14 protein-coding genes are annotated in these 15,966 nt (G+C 66.7%); 4 read left to right on the plus strand and 10 right to left on the minus strand.

Annotated features, from left to right (window positions below; genetic code table 11):
- Positions 1–19: 19 nt before the first annotated feature.
- A complete protein-coding gene (locus ASG77_RS20275; protein ID WP_056349309.1) occupies positions 20–667 on the plus strand; it encodes a phosphoribosyltransferase in 648 nt (215 codons plus the stop codon).
- 86 nt (positions 668–753) lie between these two features.
- Here ASG77_RS20275 and ASG77_RS20280 read toward each other — a convergent pair whose 3' ends face one another.
- On the minus strand, positions 754–2,088 hold the full coding sequence (locus ASG77_RS20280; RefSeq protein ID WP_056349321.1) for an MFS transporter: 1,335 nt from the start codon (positions 2,086–2,088) through the stop codon (positions 754–756).
- Between the two features lie 301 nt (positions 2,089–2,389).
- On the opposite strand from ASG77_RS20280, the gene ASG77_RS20285 reads away from it, so the two are divergent.
- Entirely contained in the window at positions 2,390–3,115 is a 726-nt protein-coding gene (locus ASG77_RS20285; protein ID WP_056349323.1) for an IclR family transcriptional regulator, read from the plus strand.
- Positions 3,116–3,159: 44 nt separating this feature from the next.
- Here the strand turns inward: ASG77_RS20285 and ASG77_RS20290 are convergent, their stop codons facing one another.
- From ASG77_RS20290 to ASG77_RS20305, 4 genes are all read right to left on the minus strand, one after another.
- Entirely contained in the window at positions 3,160–4,449 is a 1,290-nt protein-coding gene (locus ASG77_RS20290) for an MFS transporter (protein ID WP_056349325.1), read from the minus strand.
- 127 nt (positions 4,450–4,576) lie between these two features.
- Positions 4,577–7,654: an AAA family ATPase gene (locus ASG77_RS20295; RefSeq protein WP_056349328.1), complete on the minus strand. Its 3,078-nt coding sequence runs from the start codon at positions 7,652–7,654 to the stop codon at positions 4,577–4,579.
- Complete coding sequence (locus ASG77_RS20300; RefSeq protein WP_056349331.1) at positions 7,651–8,832, minus strand: exonuclease SbcCD subunit D; 1,182 nt, start codon at positions 8,830–8,832, stop codon at positions 7,651–7,653. Before ASG77_RS20300 ends, ASG77_RS20295 begins: the two co-directional genes overlap by 4 nt.
- A 71-nt stretch (positions 8,833–8,903) precedes the next feature.
- Complete coding sequence (locus ASG77_RS20305; RefSeq protein ID WP_082576170.1) at positions 8,904–9,908, minus strand: MIP/aquaporin family protein; 1,005 nt, start codon at positions 9,906–9,908, stop codon at positions 8,904–8,906.
- A gap of 143 nt (positions 9,909–10,051) precedes the next feature.
- Here ASG77_RS20305 and ASG77_RS20310 point away from each other — a divergent pair, with 143 nt between their 5' ends.
- Complete coding sequence (locus tag ASG77_RS20310; RefSeq protein WP_056349336.1) at positions 10,052–11,134, plus strand: ADP-ribosylglycohydrolase family protein; 1,083 nt, start codon at positions 10,052–10,054, stop codon at positions 11,132–11,134.
- On the opposite strand, the gene ASG77_RS20315 is transcribed toward ASG77_RS20310, so the two are convergent.
- Positions 11,121–11,639, minus strand: a complete 519-nt coding sequence (locus ASG77_RS20315) for a DUF4395 domain-containing protein (protein ID WP_056349339.1) — start codon at positions 11,637–11,639, stop codon at positions 11,121–11,123. The two genes, ASG77_RS20310 and ASG77_RS20315, sit on opposite strands and share 14 nt — an antisense overlap.
- A gap of 66 nt (positions 11,640–11,705) precedes the next feature.
- Entirely contained in the window at positions 11,706–12,698 is a 993-nt protein-coding gene (locus ASG77_RS20320; protein WP_056349342.1) for an exonuclease domain-containing protein, read from the minus strand.
- Between the two features lie 127 nt (positions 12,699–12,825).
- Between ASG77_RS20320 and ASG77_RS20325 the strand changes: the two genes are divergently transcribed.
- The gene (locus ASG77_RS20325) at positions 12,826–13,602 is read left to right on the plus strand and encodes a VTT domain-containing protein (RefSeq protein WP_056349654.1); all 777 of its coding nucleotides are present in this window, start codon (positions 12,826–12,828) and stop codon (positions 13,600–13,602) included.
- Positions 13,603–13,658: 56 nt separating this feature from the next.
- Here the strand turns inward: ASG77_RS20325 and ASG77_RS20330 are convergent, their stop codons facing one another.
- The 3 genes from ASG77_RS20330 to rph form a co-directional block, all read right to left on the minus strand.
- On the minus strand, positions 13,659–14,339 hold the full coding sequence (locus ASG77_RS20330; RefSeq protein ID WP_056349346.1) for a VOC family protein: 681 nt from the start codon (positions 14,337–14,339) through the stop codon (positions 13,659–13,661).
- Between the two features lie 154 nt (positions 14,340–14,493).
- Positions 14,494–15,150 (minus strand): RdgB/HAM1 family non-canonical purine NTP pyrophosphatase, encoded by a 657-nt coding sequence (rdgB, locus tag ASG77_RS20335; RefSeq protein ID WP_056349657.1) that lies wholly within the window; start codon positions 15,148–15,150, stop codon positions 14,494–14,496.
- An 11-nt stretch (positions 15,151–15,161) separates the two neighbouring features.
- Positions 15,162–15,920 carry a ribonuclease PH gene (rph, locus tag ASG77_RS20340; RefSeq protein WP_056349350.1) on the minus strand — a complete coding sequence of 253 codons (759 nt, stop codon included), beginning with the start codon at positions 15,918–15,920 and terminating at the stop codon, positions 15,162–15,164.
- Positions 15,921–15,966 lie beyond the last annotated feature (46 nt).

A 15,966-nucleotide genomic window follows, 5' to 3' on the forward strand; every position in this document is an offset into this window, starting at 1 on the left:
GACAGCCGGAGAGGGAACAATGAGCACGCGTTTTGAAGACCGCACCGATGCCGGTGAACGGCTGGCGGCGGTGCTCACGCAGTTCCGGGAACGCCCCGACACCATCGTCCTGGGGCTGGCCCGCGGCGGCATCCCTGTGGCCGCCGCCGCTGCCAAGGCCCTCTACCTGCCGCTCGGCGCCGTTCTGGTCCGGAAACTCGGCATTCCCGGCCACGACGAAACAGCGTTCGGCGCGCTGGCCTGGTCCGGCGGCCGGATAGTGCGCCTGCTCAACCGCCCCCTGATCACGCGAATTCTGGACCACGGCGTCCGCCAGGAGTGGCTGGACGAAGTGGAGAAACGCGAGCGGGCCGAGCTGCTCCGCCGGGCCGCGACTTACCCGGGGATCAGGAACGACCTCACCGGTCAAACAGTTCTACTGCTCGACGACGGCCTGGCCACCGGAGCCACCATGCGCGCTGCCGCCGAGGCGGCCCGTTCCGGTGGTGCGGCACGCGTCGTCGCCGCAGCGCCGGTGGGTTCGGTGGAAGCCTACACGGCCGTGTCGCGGGTGTGCGACGCCGTGCTGTGCCTGCATCTGCCGGGCAAATTCCGCGCCGTGGGCAGCTTCTACCGGCACTTCGAACAATTGGCCGATGAGGACGCCATCAGCCTGCTGAACCAGTAGGCCCGACGGCAACACCGGGCCCGGAAAGCCAAACGGCGGGTCCAGGCCAGATGGCCCGAACCCGCCGTTCTGCGATGCGTACAACTTTAGTGGTGGCTGCTGACGCCCAGCGGGTTGCCCTTCGTCTCCTTGGCAAGCAGAACCCCGGCAGCCGAAATCACGCACAGGATCATGATGTAGATGCCGATGGATCCGGTCCATTTGGTGCTCTGCAGGAGAGTCTCGGCAATGGTTGCGGCGAACGCGCCACCGAGGATCGCGCCGAAGGCGTACCCGATGGAGATGCCCGAGTAGCGGACATTGGCCGGGAACATCTCGGCGTACATGGCCGACATGGGGCCGTAGGAGAGGCCGAGGCCGATGGTCAGGACGAAGAGCGCCACGCCGTAAAGCCAGATGTTTTTGGTGTCGATCAGGGCGAACATCGGGATCATCCAAATGAAGATGATTGCATACCCGATCAGGAACGTCTTGACCCGGCCGATCCGGTCTGAGAGCCAGCCGCCGGCGAGCGTGAAGATCAGCCAGCCGAAGGAGGCGAGGGTGGTGGCGAGCAGGATTTCCGGGACCGGCATCTTCAGCGTCCTGGTGGCGTAGGAGATGAAGAAAGCGATCAACAGGTAGCCAGCGGCATTGTTGGCGATGAAGATCATGGTCGAGTAGAGGACTGGCCTCTTGTGGCTACGAATGAGCTCGCTGAGCGGCGCCCTGCTTTCGGCCTTTCGGGCCGCCATCTCCTGGAAGACGGGGCTCTCGGCCACGGCCCGCCGGATCAGGTATCCCACCACAATCAGCACGATGGACAGCAGGAACGGAACCCGCCAGCCCCACGAAGCAAAGTCTTCCTTGGACATGTTCGAGTTGAGTATGAAGAGCAGGCCGGTGGCCAGGATCATGCCGACCGGGACGCCGATCTGCGGGTACGCGCCGAACACGCCGCGCCGGCTCTTGGGAGCGTGCTCCACTGCCATCAGGGCAGCGCCGCCCCATTCACCGCCGGCGGAGAAGCCCTGGGCAATGCGGAGGATGATCAGCAGGATGGGGGCCCAGACGCCGATCTGCGCGTAGGTCGGCAGCATGCCGATCAGAGAGGTGGCTGCGCCCATCATCAGGAGGGTGAAGACCAGCATGGCCTTGCGTCCGAGCCTGTCACCAAGGTGGCCGGCCACCACTGCACCCAGCGGGCGGAACAGGAAGCTGATGCCGATCAGCGCGAAGGACAGGATCTGGGCCAGGCCCGGGTTGGAGTCGTTCAGCGGAGCCAGGAACAGCGGGGACAGCAGGGTACCCGTCAGTTGCGCGAAGATGAAGAAGTCGTACCACTCGATGGTGGTGCCGACCAGAGTTGCTGCGAGGACCTTGCGTTCCTCGTGCTTGCTGCTCGGGCCCGCCTCGGAATCGACGCGTGAAGTTTCGGTCATTGGAACTCCGTGGCTTGGGGCAGCCTGGTTGCGGATAACGGCTGCCGACGGTGGATTTAGGCCGTCCGATTTACTGATCGAACGGTCAGTTAGTATGACGTTACGCGAAGATGTGATGAAACGCACTATTTTTCTTGATTCTCCGCGCGGATCAGCTCGATAGTTGATGCGGATCAGTTCCATAGTTGAACTTCCTTTTCGGAATCAGCACAGGGCTTTTCGAAATCCGCACACAGTCCAGTGAGGGAAGCACCGTCACGGCACCCGGGCAGCGCCCGTGCAGCCGCCTAGGATGGGACCCATGACGCCCACCGCAGTCCCCGCCGGAGCAGCTCAGGCTTCGCCGTCCCAGACCCTGTCGCGCGGAATCCGTGCGCTGGAAATCCTGGCGGCCGCGGAGACTCCTTTGACCATTGCGGAACTTGCCGACGCCATGGGGGTTCACCGTTCCGTGGCCTACCGGATCCTGCGGACACTGGAGGACCACTCCTTGCTGGTGCGCGATGACGCGGGCAGAGTCCAGCCGGGGCCCGGGCTGGCTGTCCTGGCGCGGGGGGTTGCCCGCAACCTGCAGACGGCGGCCCTCCCGGAACTTACGCAACTCGCGAACTCCTTGACCATGAGTGCCTTTGTGGCCGTCTGGGACCGCGATGACTGCGTCACCCTGGTCACCGTGGACCCGCGGCATACCGGGGCCGCCATCGTCCAGCACCCCGGCTCCCGGCATCCCATCAGCGCGGGTGCCCCTGGCATTGCGATCCAGTCCGCCTATTCAGAAGCTGAGTGGCATGCGGCAGCCCCGGGAATCCCCTACCGGCCCGAGGCGGGAACCGCGCGGCAGCTGGGCTATGCCGCCAGCCACGATGAAGTCATCGCCGGAGTCTCCTCCGTGGCAGTTCCGGTCATGGTCCCTGCCGGACGGCCAGCCGCGCTGGCCGTCGTTTACATCCGGGCTGCACAGAATCCGGACGAGATCGCCGCGGCGCTGGTGGCGGGCGCCGGGCGCATTGAGGCCCAGCTGGGCTGACCACCGCACACGCGGCCGCGGCAGTGGCCAGCGCCCGGCATTGATCAGTGGCGGTTGCGGAGAATGACCGCCGCCGCGGCACCAAGCACCAGCAGGCCGCCTGCGGCAACCACAGGGACAATGAACGCCGTGTGGTAGCCGTGGGCCTGCGCGAGCTGGCCACCAACGGCGGCCCCCAACGCGGTGCCCGCCACGATCCCGCTGGCCAGCGCCGTCATCACAGTCCCCAGCCTTTCCACCGGCGCCACCAGGCCTCCGATCGCAAAGACCGTGACCATCACGGGGCCCACGGGCAGCCCCAGGACCAGAAGCACCGCAATCATGCCGCCCAACGATCCCGGCACCAGAAGCAGCAACGAGAGCACCGTCATCAGTGCCGCGCTGACCAGCCACCGGGCCGCCGGGGTGAAGCGCTGGGGCCAGTACGCCACGGACAGGGCTGCGGCGGCAGAACTCAATCCCATGACCGCATACAGCAGCCCGGCAATTTCAGAGGTGGCGAAACTCGCGGAGAAGGAGCTCAAGGCGGTCTGGGCGGACCCGAAGAAGGTACCCATGGCCACCATCGCCAGGACAGGCAGTGCGACGACGGCGGGAATCCTGGCTGCCTTGCGCGAGGCTGCGGAGCCCCGGTTTACGGGAACCGCCTTGTGGGTGGAGTGCACGGCAAAGGCGGGCACCAGCGTGATGGTCATGGCTGCGGCCAAGGCCAACGGCAGCCATGGGGCCACCAGGCTGGCCAGGATACCCACCAGAGCCGGTCCCAGCACGAACGTCAGCTCATCAGCCGTGCCTTCGTACGACAGGGCCGTGTCCAGATCCCTGCCGCCCTTCGCTCCCTTGCCCCGCGAGGTGAGCGCCATCCAGCGCACCCTGGCCAGTGGCCCTACCTGCGGGCAGCTGGCCCCAGCAAGGAATGCGGCGGCGATCACGGCCACGGGAAAGGACCCGGCTTCGGGCGCAGCCCAAGCCGTCCCGATCAGGGCCAGGACAGCCAAAGTGTTGAGCACCGCCGCCACCAGAAGTACGGGCCGCTGCCCCCTGCGGTCTGCGAGGGCACCAAAAACCGGGGCGCCGAGGGCCGAGCCGATGCCCACGGCACCAGCGGCAGTGCCACCGAGCGCGTAGGACCCGGTCACGGAGGTAACAAGCGTCAGGGCGCCGACAGTAAGCATAGCCAAGGGCAGCCGGGCGAACAGGCCCAGGGGGATAAAGCTGCGGCCTGCGAGGTGCGGGAGCCTGGCGAACCGCCCGGTGGGCGGAGCCAGCGCAGCGGAGGCAGGCGCAGTGTCAGGAGCGAAAGGCGCTTCCAGGGAGGCGGGCAGGGAGGACATTGTTGAAGAGTTCAAGGTTCCGGGCTCGTTCAGTAATGCGCATCGTCCCTCCTCCCGATGCGCGCGACCCGGTAACTATCCAATTATAGAGGCCGGCTGGGGCCAGTCCAGCCCGGCATGGCGGCCGTCACACCAGCGCTTCGGCGGCGTCGGAAATGCGGAGGGTGGAACCGTTCCGGCCCTTGAGGACCTGGAGCTGGGTTCCGATACGCTGTTTCATTTCCCCCACATGACTGACGAGACCCACAACGCGCCCGCCGTCGCGAAGGCCTTCGAGGGCATCCATCACCTGTTCCAGGGATTGTTCGTCCAGGCTGCCGAAACCCTCGTCCACAAAGAGCGTCTCGATCTGGATGCCGCCGGACTCCTGCTGCACAACGTCTGCCAACCCCAGGGCGAGTGAGAGGGACGCCATAAAGGACTCGCCGCCGGAAAGGGTGGAAGTATCCCGGCGGTGCCCGGTCCACTGGTCCACGACTTCAAGGCCCAACCCGGATTTCGCGCCCCGCGCGGCCTTGGCGTCTGAATGCTGTAGCAGGTAGCGGCCATCGCTCATGGCCACCAGGCGTTCGGAAGCAGCCAACGCCACCTGTTCAAGCCGTGCCGCGAGGACGTAGCTGTTCAGGCTCATGCGGTACGTGTTGTCTCCCCGGCCTGCGGCGGTATCAGCCAGGGCTGTCATCAGCTGGGCGCGTTCCCGCGGAACCCGCCCGGAACCGGCAAGCCGTTCGTAATCATTGCGGACAGCGGCCAGCGATTCCACACAGCGCACGGCCATACCGGCGGCGAGATCGGCGGCGCGTGCCTCCTCCCCGGCCTGCTCCGCAGCGGTTTGCAGCTCGGCAATGAGGACTTCGTCCACCGCGGGATGGGCTGCGGCTTCCGTCCGTGCCAGCAGCAGATCCTCGGATGCGAACAACTCGGCAATCCGCGCCTGTTCGTCGTGGCCGGCCCGGACCTCAGCCAGCAGGGCATCGGCGTCGGTGGCCGACAGCAGCTGCGCCCGGGCTTCAAGGTCAGAACTGAAACCAGCCTCCGGCAACGCCAGGTCAAGCTGGATCCGCGCTTCCTCGGCCCTGGCCCTGGCCCTGCTGAGCAAGTTCTGGGCCTCCACGGCCTTCTCCAGTGTGGCAGCAGCGTCCTGCAGCGACCGCAGCCGGTGTGTGAGGCCGCGGTGGCCGCCACGCAGGGCGGAGAGCGCCTCGTCAAGCGACGCCAGCTGGTCCACCAGCCCCGACAATTCAACGGTGACCTGCGCGAGTTCGGATGCTGCTCTGTCCCTGGCGGAATCCGCTGCGGTAAATCTGGCTTCGGCTGCCTCAAGCTGCTGCCGGAGGTCAGCGAGGTTTTTCACCGCCAGCTGCGACTCTCCGGCGGCGGTGCGGGCAGTCTCGAACGCTGCAATCGCATCCTCTTCGGGCGTGTCCCCGCCCTGGCCTTCAAGAACAGCGATCAATTGGTTCGCGTCGCCCAACTCACGGGCCCGCGCTGCCAGATCTTTCTCCGCAGACTCGTGGTCGTGCTGGGCGGCTTCCTCAGCCTGGCTGAGGCCCAGGGCTGACGCCGCAGCCTCCGCGGGAGCCGGGTGGTCCGCACTGCCGCAAACCGGGCAGGCTTCCCCCTCGGCCAGCTGGGCGGCGAGTTCGGCGGCGGCGTTGGCGAGTCTTTCCTCGCGCAGGTCCAGCCAGCGGAGTTTCTTCTCGAGCTGGATCTCCCGGGACGCCGAGTGGCGCTCGGTGGCGAGCCCCTGCGCCGCGCGTGCAGCCGCGCAGCGCCGGACGACGTCAAGAAGTTCCTCAGCCGCAGCGGCTTCCTTTGCGTGCAGGATGGCGGCTGAGGCCAGTTCCGTCAGGGGCTCGAGGCCCGCCGTCAGGGTTTCCTGCTCCGCGCGGAGGGCCTGCAGCGAAACGCCCAGGTCAATGTCCTTTTGGGTGAGTTCCTGCTGCTTCGTGCTGAGTGCGGTACGCCTGGCAACGAGTGAATGGAAGCGTTCTTCGTCCGGCAATCTTGCTTCCACAACGGCCAACAAGGACCGGAGCCGGCTGAGCTCACCAGCGATATCAAGGGCCCCTGCGGCGGAGAGCCCGCCATCGGAGTGGTCCGCATCCAAGGCGCCAAGGTCCAGCTGGTCCAGTTCGGGGTCTTCATCCGCCGCCATACGCAGCAGTGTGATGGCGGATTCCATGGCTCCCGCCGCGTGCCGGACCTGGGTCTGGCTGGACTGGACAGCATGCAGCTGGCCCGAGAGCACCTCGGCGCGGCGGTGTTGTTCGAGGCGGGCGGCATGGACCTCCAGTGACGGCAGGGTTGCCTCTGCGGCTGCCTTCCGGGCCTCGGCGGCTGCCAGTTTGCGGTGCCGTTCCCGCCGCGCGGACTCGCTCTCCAGCCGGCCGGAGGTGTGCCTGCTGACAGCTGCTGCGGCCTCCGCCGCGGCAGCCAGTTCCCCTGCGCGGTGGGTCACTGATTCCTGCAGCCATTCGATCCGGGCAGAAGATTCTTCCTGGGCAGGAGCTGCGGAATCGTCAATGGCCAGCGCGGCGGCCTCGGCTTCCGCCCGCGCCGCCAGCAGCTCAAGCTCCGCGTTCAGCCGGGCAACATCGTTCCGCGCGGCCTGTGCCTGCGCCGCCAATTCCTGTTCAAGAGCCTCGAACCGCTGGGTGCCGAAGAGCTTCTGCAGCAGTTCCAGGCGATCGGCTGCCTTGGACCGCAGGAAGGCGGCGAAATCGCCCTGCGGCAGCATCACCACGCGCGTGAACTGTTCCCGGTCCATTCCCAGCAGGGCGGTGATTTCAGCACCGGCTTCGTCATTGCGTCCGGATCTCTCCGTCCACGTCCCGCTGATGCGTTCCCGGAGGAGCGTTTTGGCCTGCTGTGTGGTGAAGCCGTTCTTCCCCCGGGCACTGGGTTTATCCCAGGCCGGCGACCTGGTGACTTCGAAGTGGCGCCCCTGGGCGGAAAACTCGCAGGTTACCGCCGGTTCGAGCGACGGCTCGGCATGATCGCTGCGCAGGCGCTTACCCTCCTGGCGCGCCCCCGGCACGGATCCGTACAGCGCAAAGCAGACGGCGTCCAGCACACTGGTCTTCCCTGCCCCCGTCGGCCCGTTAAGGAGAAAGAGTCCGTGGGCGCTCAACCTGTCGAAGTCGATTTCCTCGGTGCCCGCAAAGGGCCCGAAGGCGGAGATGGCAAGGCGGTGGATCCTCATAGCGATGCCTCCGTCAGGCGTACGTTATCCAGCGCCGCGGCGATGGCCGACCGCTCGGCGTCGTCCGCGTCCCGCCCCCGCACATGATCGAGGAATCCGCAGCAGAGCGAGAGATCATCCTGGGCTTCGGCGAGCCGGCTGCTGTAGCTCTTGGACGCCTTGACGGAGCCGCCCTGCGGATCAAAGCCAAGGACCAGCGTGTCCGGAAACCGGGCCCGGAGCCGCTCCATGGCCTGCGCGGGCCGCTGCGCATCCGTCAGGGTGATCTGGCAGTACGCCCCTTCGGCCCAGGAATGTTCTGCGGACTCCAGGAGCTCCAAGATATCGCCGCGGAGCACGGCCAGCTTCCGCGGGGCTTCCCACGACAGTTCGGATACGCCGGTCACGCCGTCCGGGCCGACGTCGATCAGCCAGCTTCCCTTGGTGTGCTTGGCTTCGGAGAACGAGTAGGCAAGGGGCGAACCCGAGTACCTGACCTGCGGCGACAGGGTCTGGCGGCCGTGCAGGTGCCCCAGCGCGGTGTAGCTGAATCCGTCAAACAGGTCCAGGGGCACGGCTCCGACTCCCCCGATGCTGAGGTCCCGCTCGCTGTCGGAGCTGATCCCGCCACTGGCGAACGTGTGGGCCAGGACCACTGAATGGACGGTTCCCGCAGCGCTGCGCTCCGCGAGGTCTGCCCGGATGCGGTCAGTGGCGGCGCGGGTGACTTCGAAGTGGCTGGCTGTTTCTGCACCGAGTTGTTCGGCGACGAGGCGCGGTTCCAGCCAGGGGATTCCATAGATGGCCAGGACGGCACCGGGCGTCCCGCCGTCACCCGTCTCAAGGGGCAGGACGACGGGCTGGTCCAGGTCCGCCAGCCGGGTCCGCAAGTGGACGCCGCCACGTTCCAGCAGCCGGGAGGCGAAGCCCAGCCGGATGGCGGAGTCGTGGTTGCCGGATGTCAGCACCACAGTGGCGCCGGCCGCCGTGAGCCGCACCAGGGCATCGTCCAACAGCCCCACGACGTCGACGCCGGGCAGGGCGCGGTCGTAGACATCGCCGGCGATCAGGACGACGTCGACCGCATTTCCGGTGACGGCGCTGACGAGCTGATCAACAAATGACCGCTGGGCGTCCAGCATCCCGACGCCGTGGAAGGACCTGCCCAAGTGCCAGTCCGATGTGTGCAATAACCGCATACTCTTACGCTAGCGGCTGCCACCGACAGTTTAGGAAACCGCCGCAACAGGCCGTTGCCCAGTCAGGCCAGCTAGCCGCGCTTTCCGTCGAAGAATTCCTGGGCCTCGTCGCGGCTGTCCGGCTCGTCCGCGGCGGCATGAGCCGGTGCGGGCTTGGCCGGAGCAGGTGCTTTGGCGGGCACCGCAGCGGACTCGTCGGCGACGTCGCCATCGACGTCGGCATCCTCGTCGTCAAAATCCTCAACGGCGTCGGTGTCGTCAAATACAGATCCGTCAGCGGCTGATCCAGCGGCCGAGGCAGTTACGGCAGCAACCGGCTCAGCGAACCCACGGAAGACCAGCCCGGCGATGGCCGCACCCGCCAAGGGAGCAACCCAGAAGAGCCACAGCTGCTCAAGGGACCAGCTGGAGCTGAAGACGGCCGAGGCCGTGGCGCGGGCAGGGTTGAACGGCGCATTGCCCACGGACAGGCCCAGCTGCAGCAGGACGGCGAAGGCAAGGCCCACGGCGACGGCGGCTGCCGTTTTGTTGATGTTGTTGCGCGCTGTGGTACCCAGGAAGACCGCGACCAGGATGGCGGCGCCGAGTACTTCCAGCAGGAGCACGCCGGCGAGGGGCGCCTGGATGATGGAATGTTCGCCGAATCCGGCGGTCACGGTGTCGAACGCCGTCCGGCTGTCCTGGATGCCCGGCAGCGTGCGCAGGATGCCGAAGAGTGCGAGGGCGCCCAAGAGCCCGCCCACCAGCTGAGCGCCGATGTACGCGGCGGCGTCACCGAGCCGGATCCTGCCGGCGACGGCGTGTCCAACGGTCACCGCCGGGTTGAAGTGTCCGCCGGAAACGTAGCCGAAAGCCAGCATCGCCGCGGTCACGGCCAGGCCTGCTGCGAGCGCGGCGGGCAGCGGGCTGGACTGCGGGATGGAGAACAGGGGCACGCCCAGGCCTGCCACCACGATGAAAAGGCTGCCAAAAGCTTCCGCAGACAGCCTGGACACCAGCCCGTGCCGGACGTCGGCACCGCTGCCGGCAGTCAGCCCGGAGGCGGGATCACGGTGGACGGGCACAGGCGTGGTCATGGTGGGACAATCCTTATCGTTGGGGTGTGGTGCCTTTGCATTCTGCCAAGGGATTCTGGGCGTTGGCTGAGTCCGAGCTTAGTGGACGGACTATGCGGCGGCCCCGGCACGTTCCACCTCCGCCCCACGGTAAATTTACTGTCATGAGCATTGAACCGGGCGCCGTTGTCGCGCCCCCGCTGAAGTCCCGCATCCACGGCTGCCTGCTGGGCGGCGCCTTAGGAGACTCGCTGGGCTACGCGGTGGCGTCCGACCCGATCGCGGCCATCCGCCGTCGCTTCGGGCCCGAGGGCCTCACGGACTTCGCAGCGCTCGACGGCGGCAGCCACTTTTCGGACGACACGCAGCTGACGCTGTACACGGTGGACGGGCTGGTGGAGGTTCTCGAATGGGCCAATGACGGCGTGGGCGCCGATGCGAACGCCTGCGTGTGGCTGGCCTATCTTCGCTGGCTGGACACCCAGGGTGGGTCTGTACCGTCGCAGGCCCCGGCGCAGCCGCCGCGGTGGATCGACGGCAACGAGGTTCTGAGGCACCGCCGCGTCCCGGAAGAAACATGCATCAGCGGACTGGCCACCGGTGAAATGGGGACGGTCTACCGGCCGGTGAACCCGGACTCAAAGGGCCGCGGAACAGTGATGAGGTCGGCACCGTTCGGCCTGATTCCCTACATAGCGTCCGACGCCGTTTACAAGTTGAGTGCCGACGCCGCCTCCCTGACGCACGGCCATCCGTCCGCACGGCAAAGTGCCGGCAGCTTCAGTCTGCTGATCCACCGGCTGGTGGCCGGTGGCACCCTGGCCGACGCGGCGGCGGCGATCCTGGACGAGGTCCGTGGCCTGAAGGATGTGGCAGCGGAACTTCCCGCGCGCCTTGAAGCAGCTATCCGCTGCGCCGGAACAGGCGTCCTGTCGCCGGAGGAGCTGGTTCAGCAACTGGGCGAGGGCTGGGTCGCGGAGGAGGCGTTCGCCATCGGGCTTTACGCTGTCCTTGCCACAGCGCCGGATGCGGACTCCACCCTGTCGCCGCAAGACCATTTCCGGTCAGCCGTGGCGCTGGCCGTCAACCACAGCGGCGCCAGCGATACCCCGGGATCCATCGCCGGAAACATCCTGGGCGCCTACTACGGCGAAGAGTGCCTGCCCCCTGAATGGCTCGACGCCCTCGAAGGCCCGGACGTCATCCGCGGCATGGCCGATCTGCTGGTGGGCGTTACAACCGCTTGAGCGCCACGTTGTTGCAGGCCTCGCAGATGTCCTCCGGGATCAGGCCCCGGCGCTGCAGCACTCCGAAGATAACGCAGCCAAGGCAGAATCCGGCGAAGGCCTCCAGCGAGGCAGCCGCGATGAGTACCGCGAGCACAATCCAGGCTGCAGGGGCGGCACCGGCAATGAACAGGATGAGCGCCGTCGTGGACACCGCCGTTCCCATGCCCTGGGCAAAACGCTTGGGCGGTCCGGGAACCAGGCGAACGCGGCCCAGACGGGGTGCCAGGACCTTGACGGAGAGAAGGGCCAGCGGCGAAATCCGTGGGCCGAAGAGCACCCGCAGCCAGAAGCCCGCGGCGATCAGCACGAGTCCCCAAACGGACCCGCTCAGCAGTGTGGCGCCCGCGAGGAGCACCACCAGGCCGGCGGTGATCCGAGCCGCGTATTCATTGACGGGGTTGGGAAAGGCGAACACGGCGGACCAGTTGATTCCGGTTGTTTGGCCGTCCGTTAGTTTGCTCATCCTGCAAGGCTAGGAGCCGGGCACGCCGCAGGGAAGATTTGTTGCGCCGGATGAACGCAGTGCGGCTCAGCCGCCCACCATCTGCAGGAACTCGCCCTCGGAGAGTACTTCAATGGGCTGGCCGCGGTCGTGGAGCTCCAGGACGCGCCGGGCCTTGCCGGTCAGCCTGCCGGACCGCAGGTCCGAGGCCACAAAGCCGTCACCCACCACCAGCACCGTGGTGCGGGCGGTTACCCGGCTTTCCGGCCGGGCACCCAGCTCGGCCGAACGCACCTTCGCTTCCGGCCGGGCCATGGAGAGTTCGCCCGTGAAGACGACGGTCTGGCCATACAGCGGGTGGGAGGGTTCGGCGTCGGCATTGGGGACGGGGTTCTCGCCCTCCTCCGGCCACCCGGACAGGAACGGGCGCACCAGCGCGGCGCTGCCTCCGCCAGCGGCACCGGCGAGGGCGGTAAGGCTGGCTTTGGACAGGACATCGTGCGCAGGGTCAAACGCCTCCTGATGCGGCAGGACCATGCCCAGCGACAGGTAGAGCTCGGCAATGCTGTTGGCGTTGTTCCGCGCAGCGATGTCGATCAGGATGCCGGCGCAGGCGCGGGCATCTTCTGCGGCGTCGTGGTGGTTAACCAGCGGCACGCCGGCTTCCTCCGCGGCGAACGGCAAGGAATTGGAGACCAGGGAGTAGCAGCGCCGGGCCAGCATCACGGTGCAGACGTAGTCGTAGGCAGGGCCGGGCAGGCCGGAGACCTCAAGCCCTGACCGGATCACTCCCAGGTCAAAGGCCGCGTTGTGCGCCGCCAGGATGTCGTCCCCGATGAAGGCGCCAATCTCCGGGAACAGTTCACCGAAGCGGGGACGGCCGGCCACGTCCGTGGCCTTGATGCCGTGGACCCTGACGTTGTGGTACTCGAAGTGGTCGTGGTTGACCGGAGGCCGCATCAGCCACGACGCCTCATCCACCACGCGCCCGCCGCGCACTTTTGTCAGGCCAACCGCGCACGGTGAACCCCGGAAGCCATTGGCCGTCTCGAAGTCGATCGCCGTAAAGTCCAAACCCACGGCCCATACTTTACCGCCGGACAGGCCCGTTCCCGTGTCACCAAGGCGGCCCTGTCGCGGATATCACGCGTCCGACGCCGGGTAGCGAGAGTGCGTCAAGTACCCTGAGTAGGTGAACTTTCTTGCGATCAGCGACCTTGCCGTGCCCATGCTGGGTGGTGCAGGACCGGTCCAGCCGCAGCTGGCATCCTTCCTGCCCGACTGGCTGAACCCCCAGATTTTCTTGGCCGATCCAGCACTTGCGCCCTGGGTGGTGCTGCTCGTCTGCGGAATTGTCTTCGCCGAAACGGGCCTGCTGGTGGGATTCTTCCTTCCCGGCGATTCGATGCTGTTCACGGCGGGGCTGCTGGTGGCAACGGACACCATCCAGTTCAATGTCTGGCTCCTGGCGCTCCTGATCACCATATCCGCCATCATCGGCAACCAAACCGGCTACCTGATCGGTTCCAAGGCCGGCCCCGCCATCTTCAATAAGCCGAACTCCCGCCTCTTCAAGCGCGAAAACGTGGAGAACGCACACGCCTTCTTCGAAAAGCACGGCGGCAAGGCACTGATCCTCGCCCGCTTCGTGCCGATCATCCGGACCTTCGTGCCCGTAATCGTTGGCGTGGCCCAGATGGACAAAAAGAAGTTCTTCCTCTTCAACGTGATCGGCGCGGTCCTGTGGGGCAGTGGTGTCACACTGTTGGGCTACTTGCTGGGTGACAGGGTCCCGTGGGTCCGGGAGAACCTGGACATCATCTTCATCGTCATCGTGCTGGTTTCCGTGATTCCGATCGGCATCGAAGTACTCCGCGGATTCTCGGCCAAGCGCCAGGCTGCCAAGTTCGGCACAGACGCCGTGGAGGAATTCATTGAGGAACACGAACCCGAGGCCGAGCGGAAGACCCACCGGGACCACTAAGCCCTCACCACGCAGCCTGCCACTTCTCCCCGGCCACTCCGTTGCCCCCCGACGGTTCAGTCCTCGGCGTGCCAGGCATCGATCATCACGGTGCCGCGCGGCGAGTTCAGTGTGGCGCTGAGCGGCGCGGCGTGGGCAAGCCCCACGGGGGTCGCCCGCACTTCTGGCAGCTTCAACACGTCAAGTGCCTCCTGCGGCACCCCCTGCAATGTCAACTCCTGCAACGCCAAGAGCGTAGGCGGGAGGTGATCACAGGGATGTGCTCCCGTCCATTCGATCAAAGTCGGCAACGCGCCAGCGCATTCGGTGCGGCCATCGTCGCGTACTGTAATGCGCCACTTCAACAGGCCTTGCGGCGTATCGCGCTGCGCTGCCAGTGGTACGCCGGGGTCGAGGTCGACGTTGGCCAGGCGCTGCCGCAGCATTTCCATCATGCCCGTCCGCGCGACTGCGTGCACCAGTAGGGGACATTGGCGCACCGCCTCGCGCAACGCTGGCTGGTCCAGCCCGAACCAACGCGGCCTACCCGGGGCCGGCGCTTCAGGGTCAATCGCGATGATCTCCAGATAGCACTGCGGGAAGCGCACCGTGCTGATGTCCAACACTCGATTGTGCGTGCCCATCAAGGCGTGTTTGCCTCCACCGGAGGGCAGAACGCCGAATGTGGCCTCGCACCAGGCGACGCCCTGTTCGAGCGAATCTGCGGCGATGACCAGGTGATCGATGCGCGCGTTCACAGCGACACTATATCGGCCCGCCCCAAAATGCTGCCTCCGCGGCCCTGCGAGGGATGCCGGTGGAAATGACGAATATCCCCCCAGCGTTTTTGTCCAGGTATCGCCCGTTCGGGCCTCACTTAGTCGCGATATCTGGACAAAAACTCCCGTTAGGTCACTGGCGGGCGAGCGCGCCGACGATAGCCGGCAGGAGGGCCCGGAAGGCCTTCCCGCGGTGGCTGATCGCGTTCTTTTCTTCCGGTGACAATTCAGCGCAGCTGCGGTCCTCGCCGGCCGGCCGCAGCACGGGGTCGTAGCCGAAGCCGCCGTTACCGCGGGGTTCGCGCAGAAGGGTCCCCTCAAGCTGGCCGTATTCCACCACTTCACGGCCCGCGGCACCCGGTCCGGGGACCGCCAGTGCCGCAGCGCAGACAAATGCCGCTCCCCGGTGCCCGTCCGGGACATCGGCAAGCTGGTCCAGTAAAAGCCTCAGGTTGGCGGCGTCGTCACCGTGCCGGCCGGACCAGCGCGCGGAAAAGATTCCCGGCGCCCCGCCCAGTACGTCCACGGCCAGCCCCGAATCGTCGGCGATCGCCACCAGGCCCGTGGAGTCGGCCACGGCCCGCGCCTTCAACAGCGCATTCTCGGCGAACGTCACACCGGTTTCGACGACGTCGGGCGCACCTGCCGCCGCGGCGTCCACTACCTGTGTGTCGACGTCGAGCCCGGGGACCTGTCCGCGCAGCAGGTCGCGGAGCTCCCTGAGCTTGCCCTTGTTGTGCGTGGCCAGGACGAGGCGCGGTTCGGGCGCGCCGCCAGGTTCAGTGTTCACGGCGTTCAGGTTCACAGTGCGTCTGCGAGGGTTTCGCGCTGGATCGCCGCCAGTGCGGTGGTGCCCATGAGGGCCAGGTCCAGCAGTTGGTTCAGCTCGTCCCGGTCGAAGGGCGCGCCCTCTGCGGTGCCCTGGACTTCCACGAACTTACCGGAGCCGGTGACTACGACGTTCATGTCGGTTTCGGCGCGGACGTCCTCAACGTAGGGCAGGTCCAGCATGGGCACGCCGTCGATGATGCCCACCGAAACGGCAGCGATCGTGTCGATCAGGGGCTGGGCGTTCTTGGCGATCAGCTTGTTGTCGCGGGCGAAGCGGATGGCGTCCGCCAGTGCCACGTAGGCGCCGGTGATGGCCGCGGTGCGCGTTCCGCCGTCGGCCTGGAGGACATCGCAGTCCAGGACGATCGTGTTTTCGCCCAGGGCCTTGGTGTCAATGATGGAACGCAGCGAGCGTCCGATCAGCCGGGAAATCTCGTGGGTCCGCCCGCCGATTTTCCCCTTGACAGATTCGCGGTCGGATCGGGTGTTGGTGGCCCGCGGAAGCATGGCGTACTCTGCCGTGACCCAGCCGCGGCCTTCGCCCTTGAGCCAACGCGGCACGCCCGCCGTCAGGGACGCCGTGCACAGGACCCTGGTGTTGCCGAATTCGATGAGGGCCGATCCCTCGGCCTGCTTGGACCATCCGCGGGTGATGCTGATGGGGCGGAGCTGGTCGGGGGCGCGGCCATCGGCGCGCACTACGGGCACTGCGGTTGCTTCAGAAGTCATGCCTTTAGCTTATCGACTCGCCGTGGAACGTCCTGCCACGGACAGC

Source organism: Arthrobacter sp. Soil762 (genome assembly GCF_001428335.1).
Classification (GTDB): Bacteria; Actinomycetota; Actinomycetes; order Actinomycetales; family Micrococcaceae; genus Arthrobacter.

What these genes read in the sequence shown, in the direction of transcription:
- ASG77_RS20275 (WP_056349309.1), top strand. Translation starts at nt 20, where the DNA reads ATGAGCACGCGTTTTGAAGACCGCACCGATGCCGGTGAACGGCTGGCG.
- ASG77_RS20280 (WP_056349321.1), bottom strand. Translation starts at nt 2,088, where the DNA reads ATGACCGAAACTTCACGCGTCGATTCCGAGGCGGGCCCGAGCAGCAAG.
- ASG77_RS20285 (WP_056349323.1), top strand. Translation starts at nt 2,390, where the DNA reads ATGACGCCCACCGCAGTCCCCGCCGGAGCAGCTCAGGCTTCGCCGTCC.
- ASG77_RS20290 (WP_056349325.1), bottom strand. Translation starts at nt 4,449, where the DNA reads ATGTCCTCCCTGCCCGCCTCCCTGGAAGCGCCTTTCGCTCCTGACACT.
- ASG77_RS20295 (WP_056349328.1), bottom strand. Translation starts at nt 7,654, where the DNA reads ATGAGGATCCACCGCCTTGCCATCTCCGCCTTCGGGCCCTTTGCGGGC.
- ASG77_RS20300 (WP_056349331.1), bottom strand. Translation starts at nt 8,832, where the DNA reads ATGCGGTTATTGCACACATCGGACTGGCACTTGGGCAGGTCCTTCCAC.
- ASG77_RS20305 (WP_082576170.1), bottom strand. Translation starts at nt 9,908, where the DNA reads ATGACCACGCCTGTGCCCGTCCACCGTGATCCCGCCTCCGGGCTGACT.
- ASG77_RS20310 (WP_056349336.1), top strand. Translation starts at nt 10,052, where the DNA reads ATGAGCATTGAACCGGGCGCCGTTGTCGCGCCCCCGCTGAAGTCCCGC.
- ASG77_RS20315 (WP_056349339.1), bottom strand. Translation starts at nt 11,639, where the DNA reads ATGAGCAAACTAACGGACGGCCAAACAACCGGAATCAACTGGTCCGCC.
- rph (WP_056349350.1), bottom strand. Translation starts at nt 15,920, where the DNA reads ATGACTTCTGAAGCAACCGCAGTGCCCGTAGTGCGCGCCGATGGCCGC.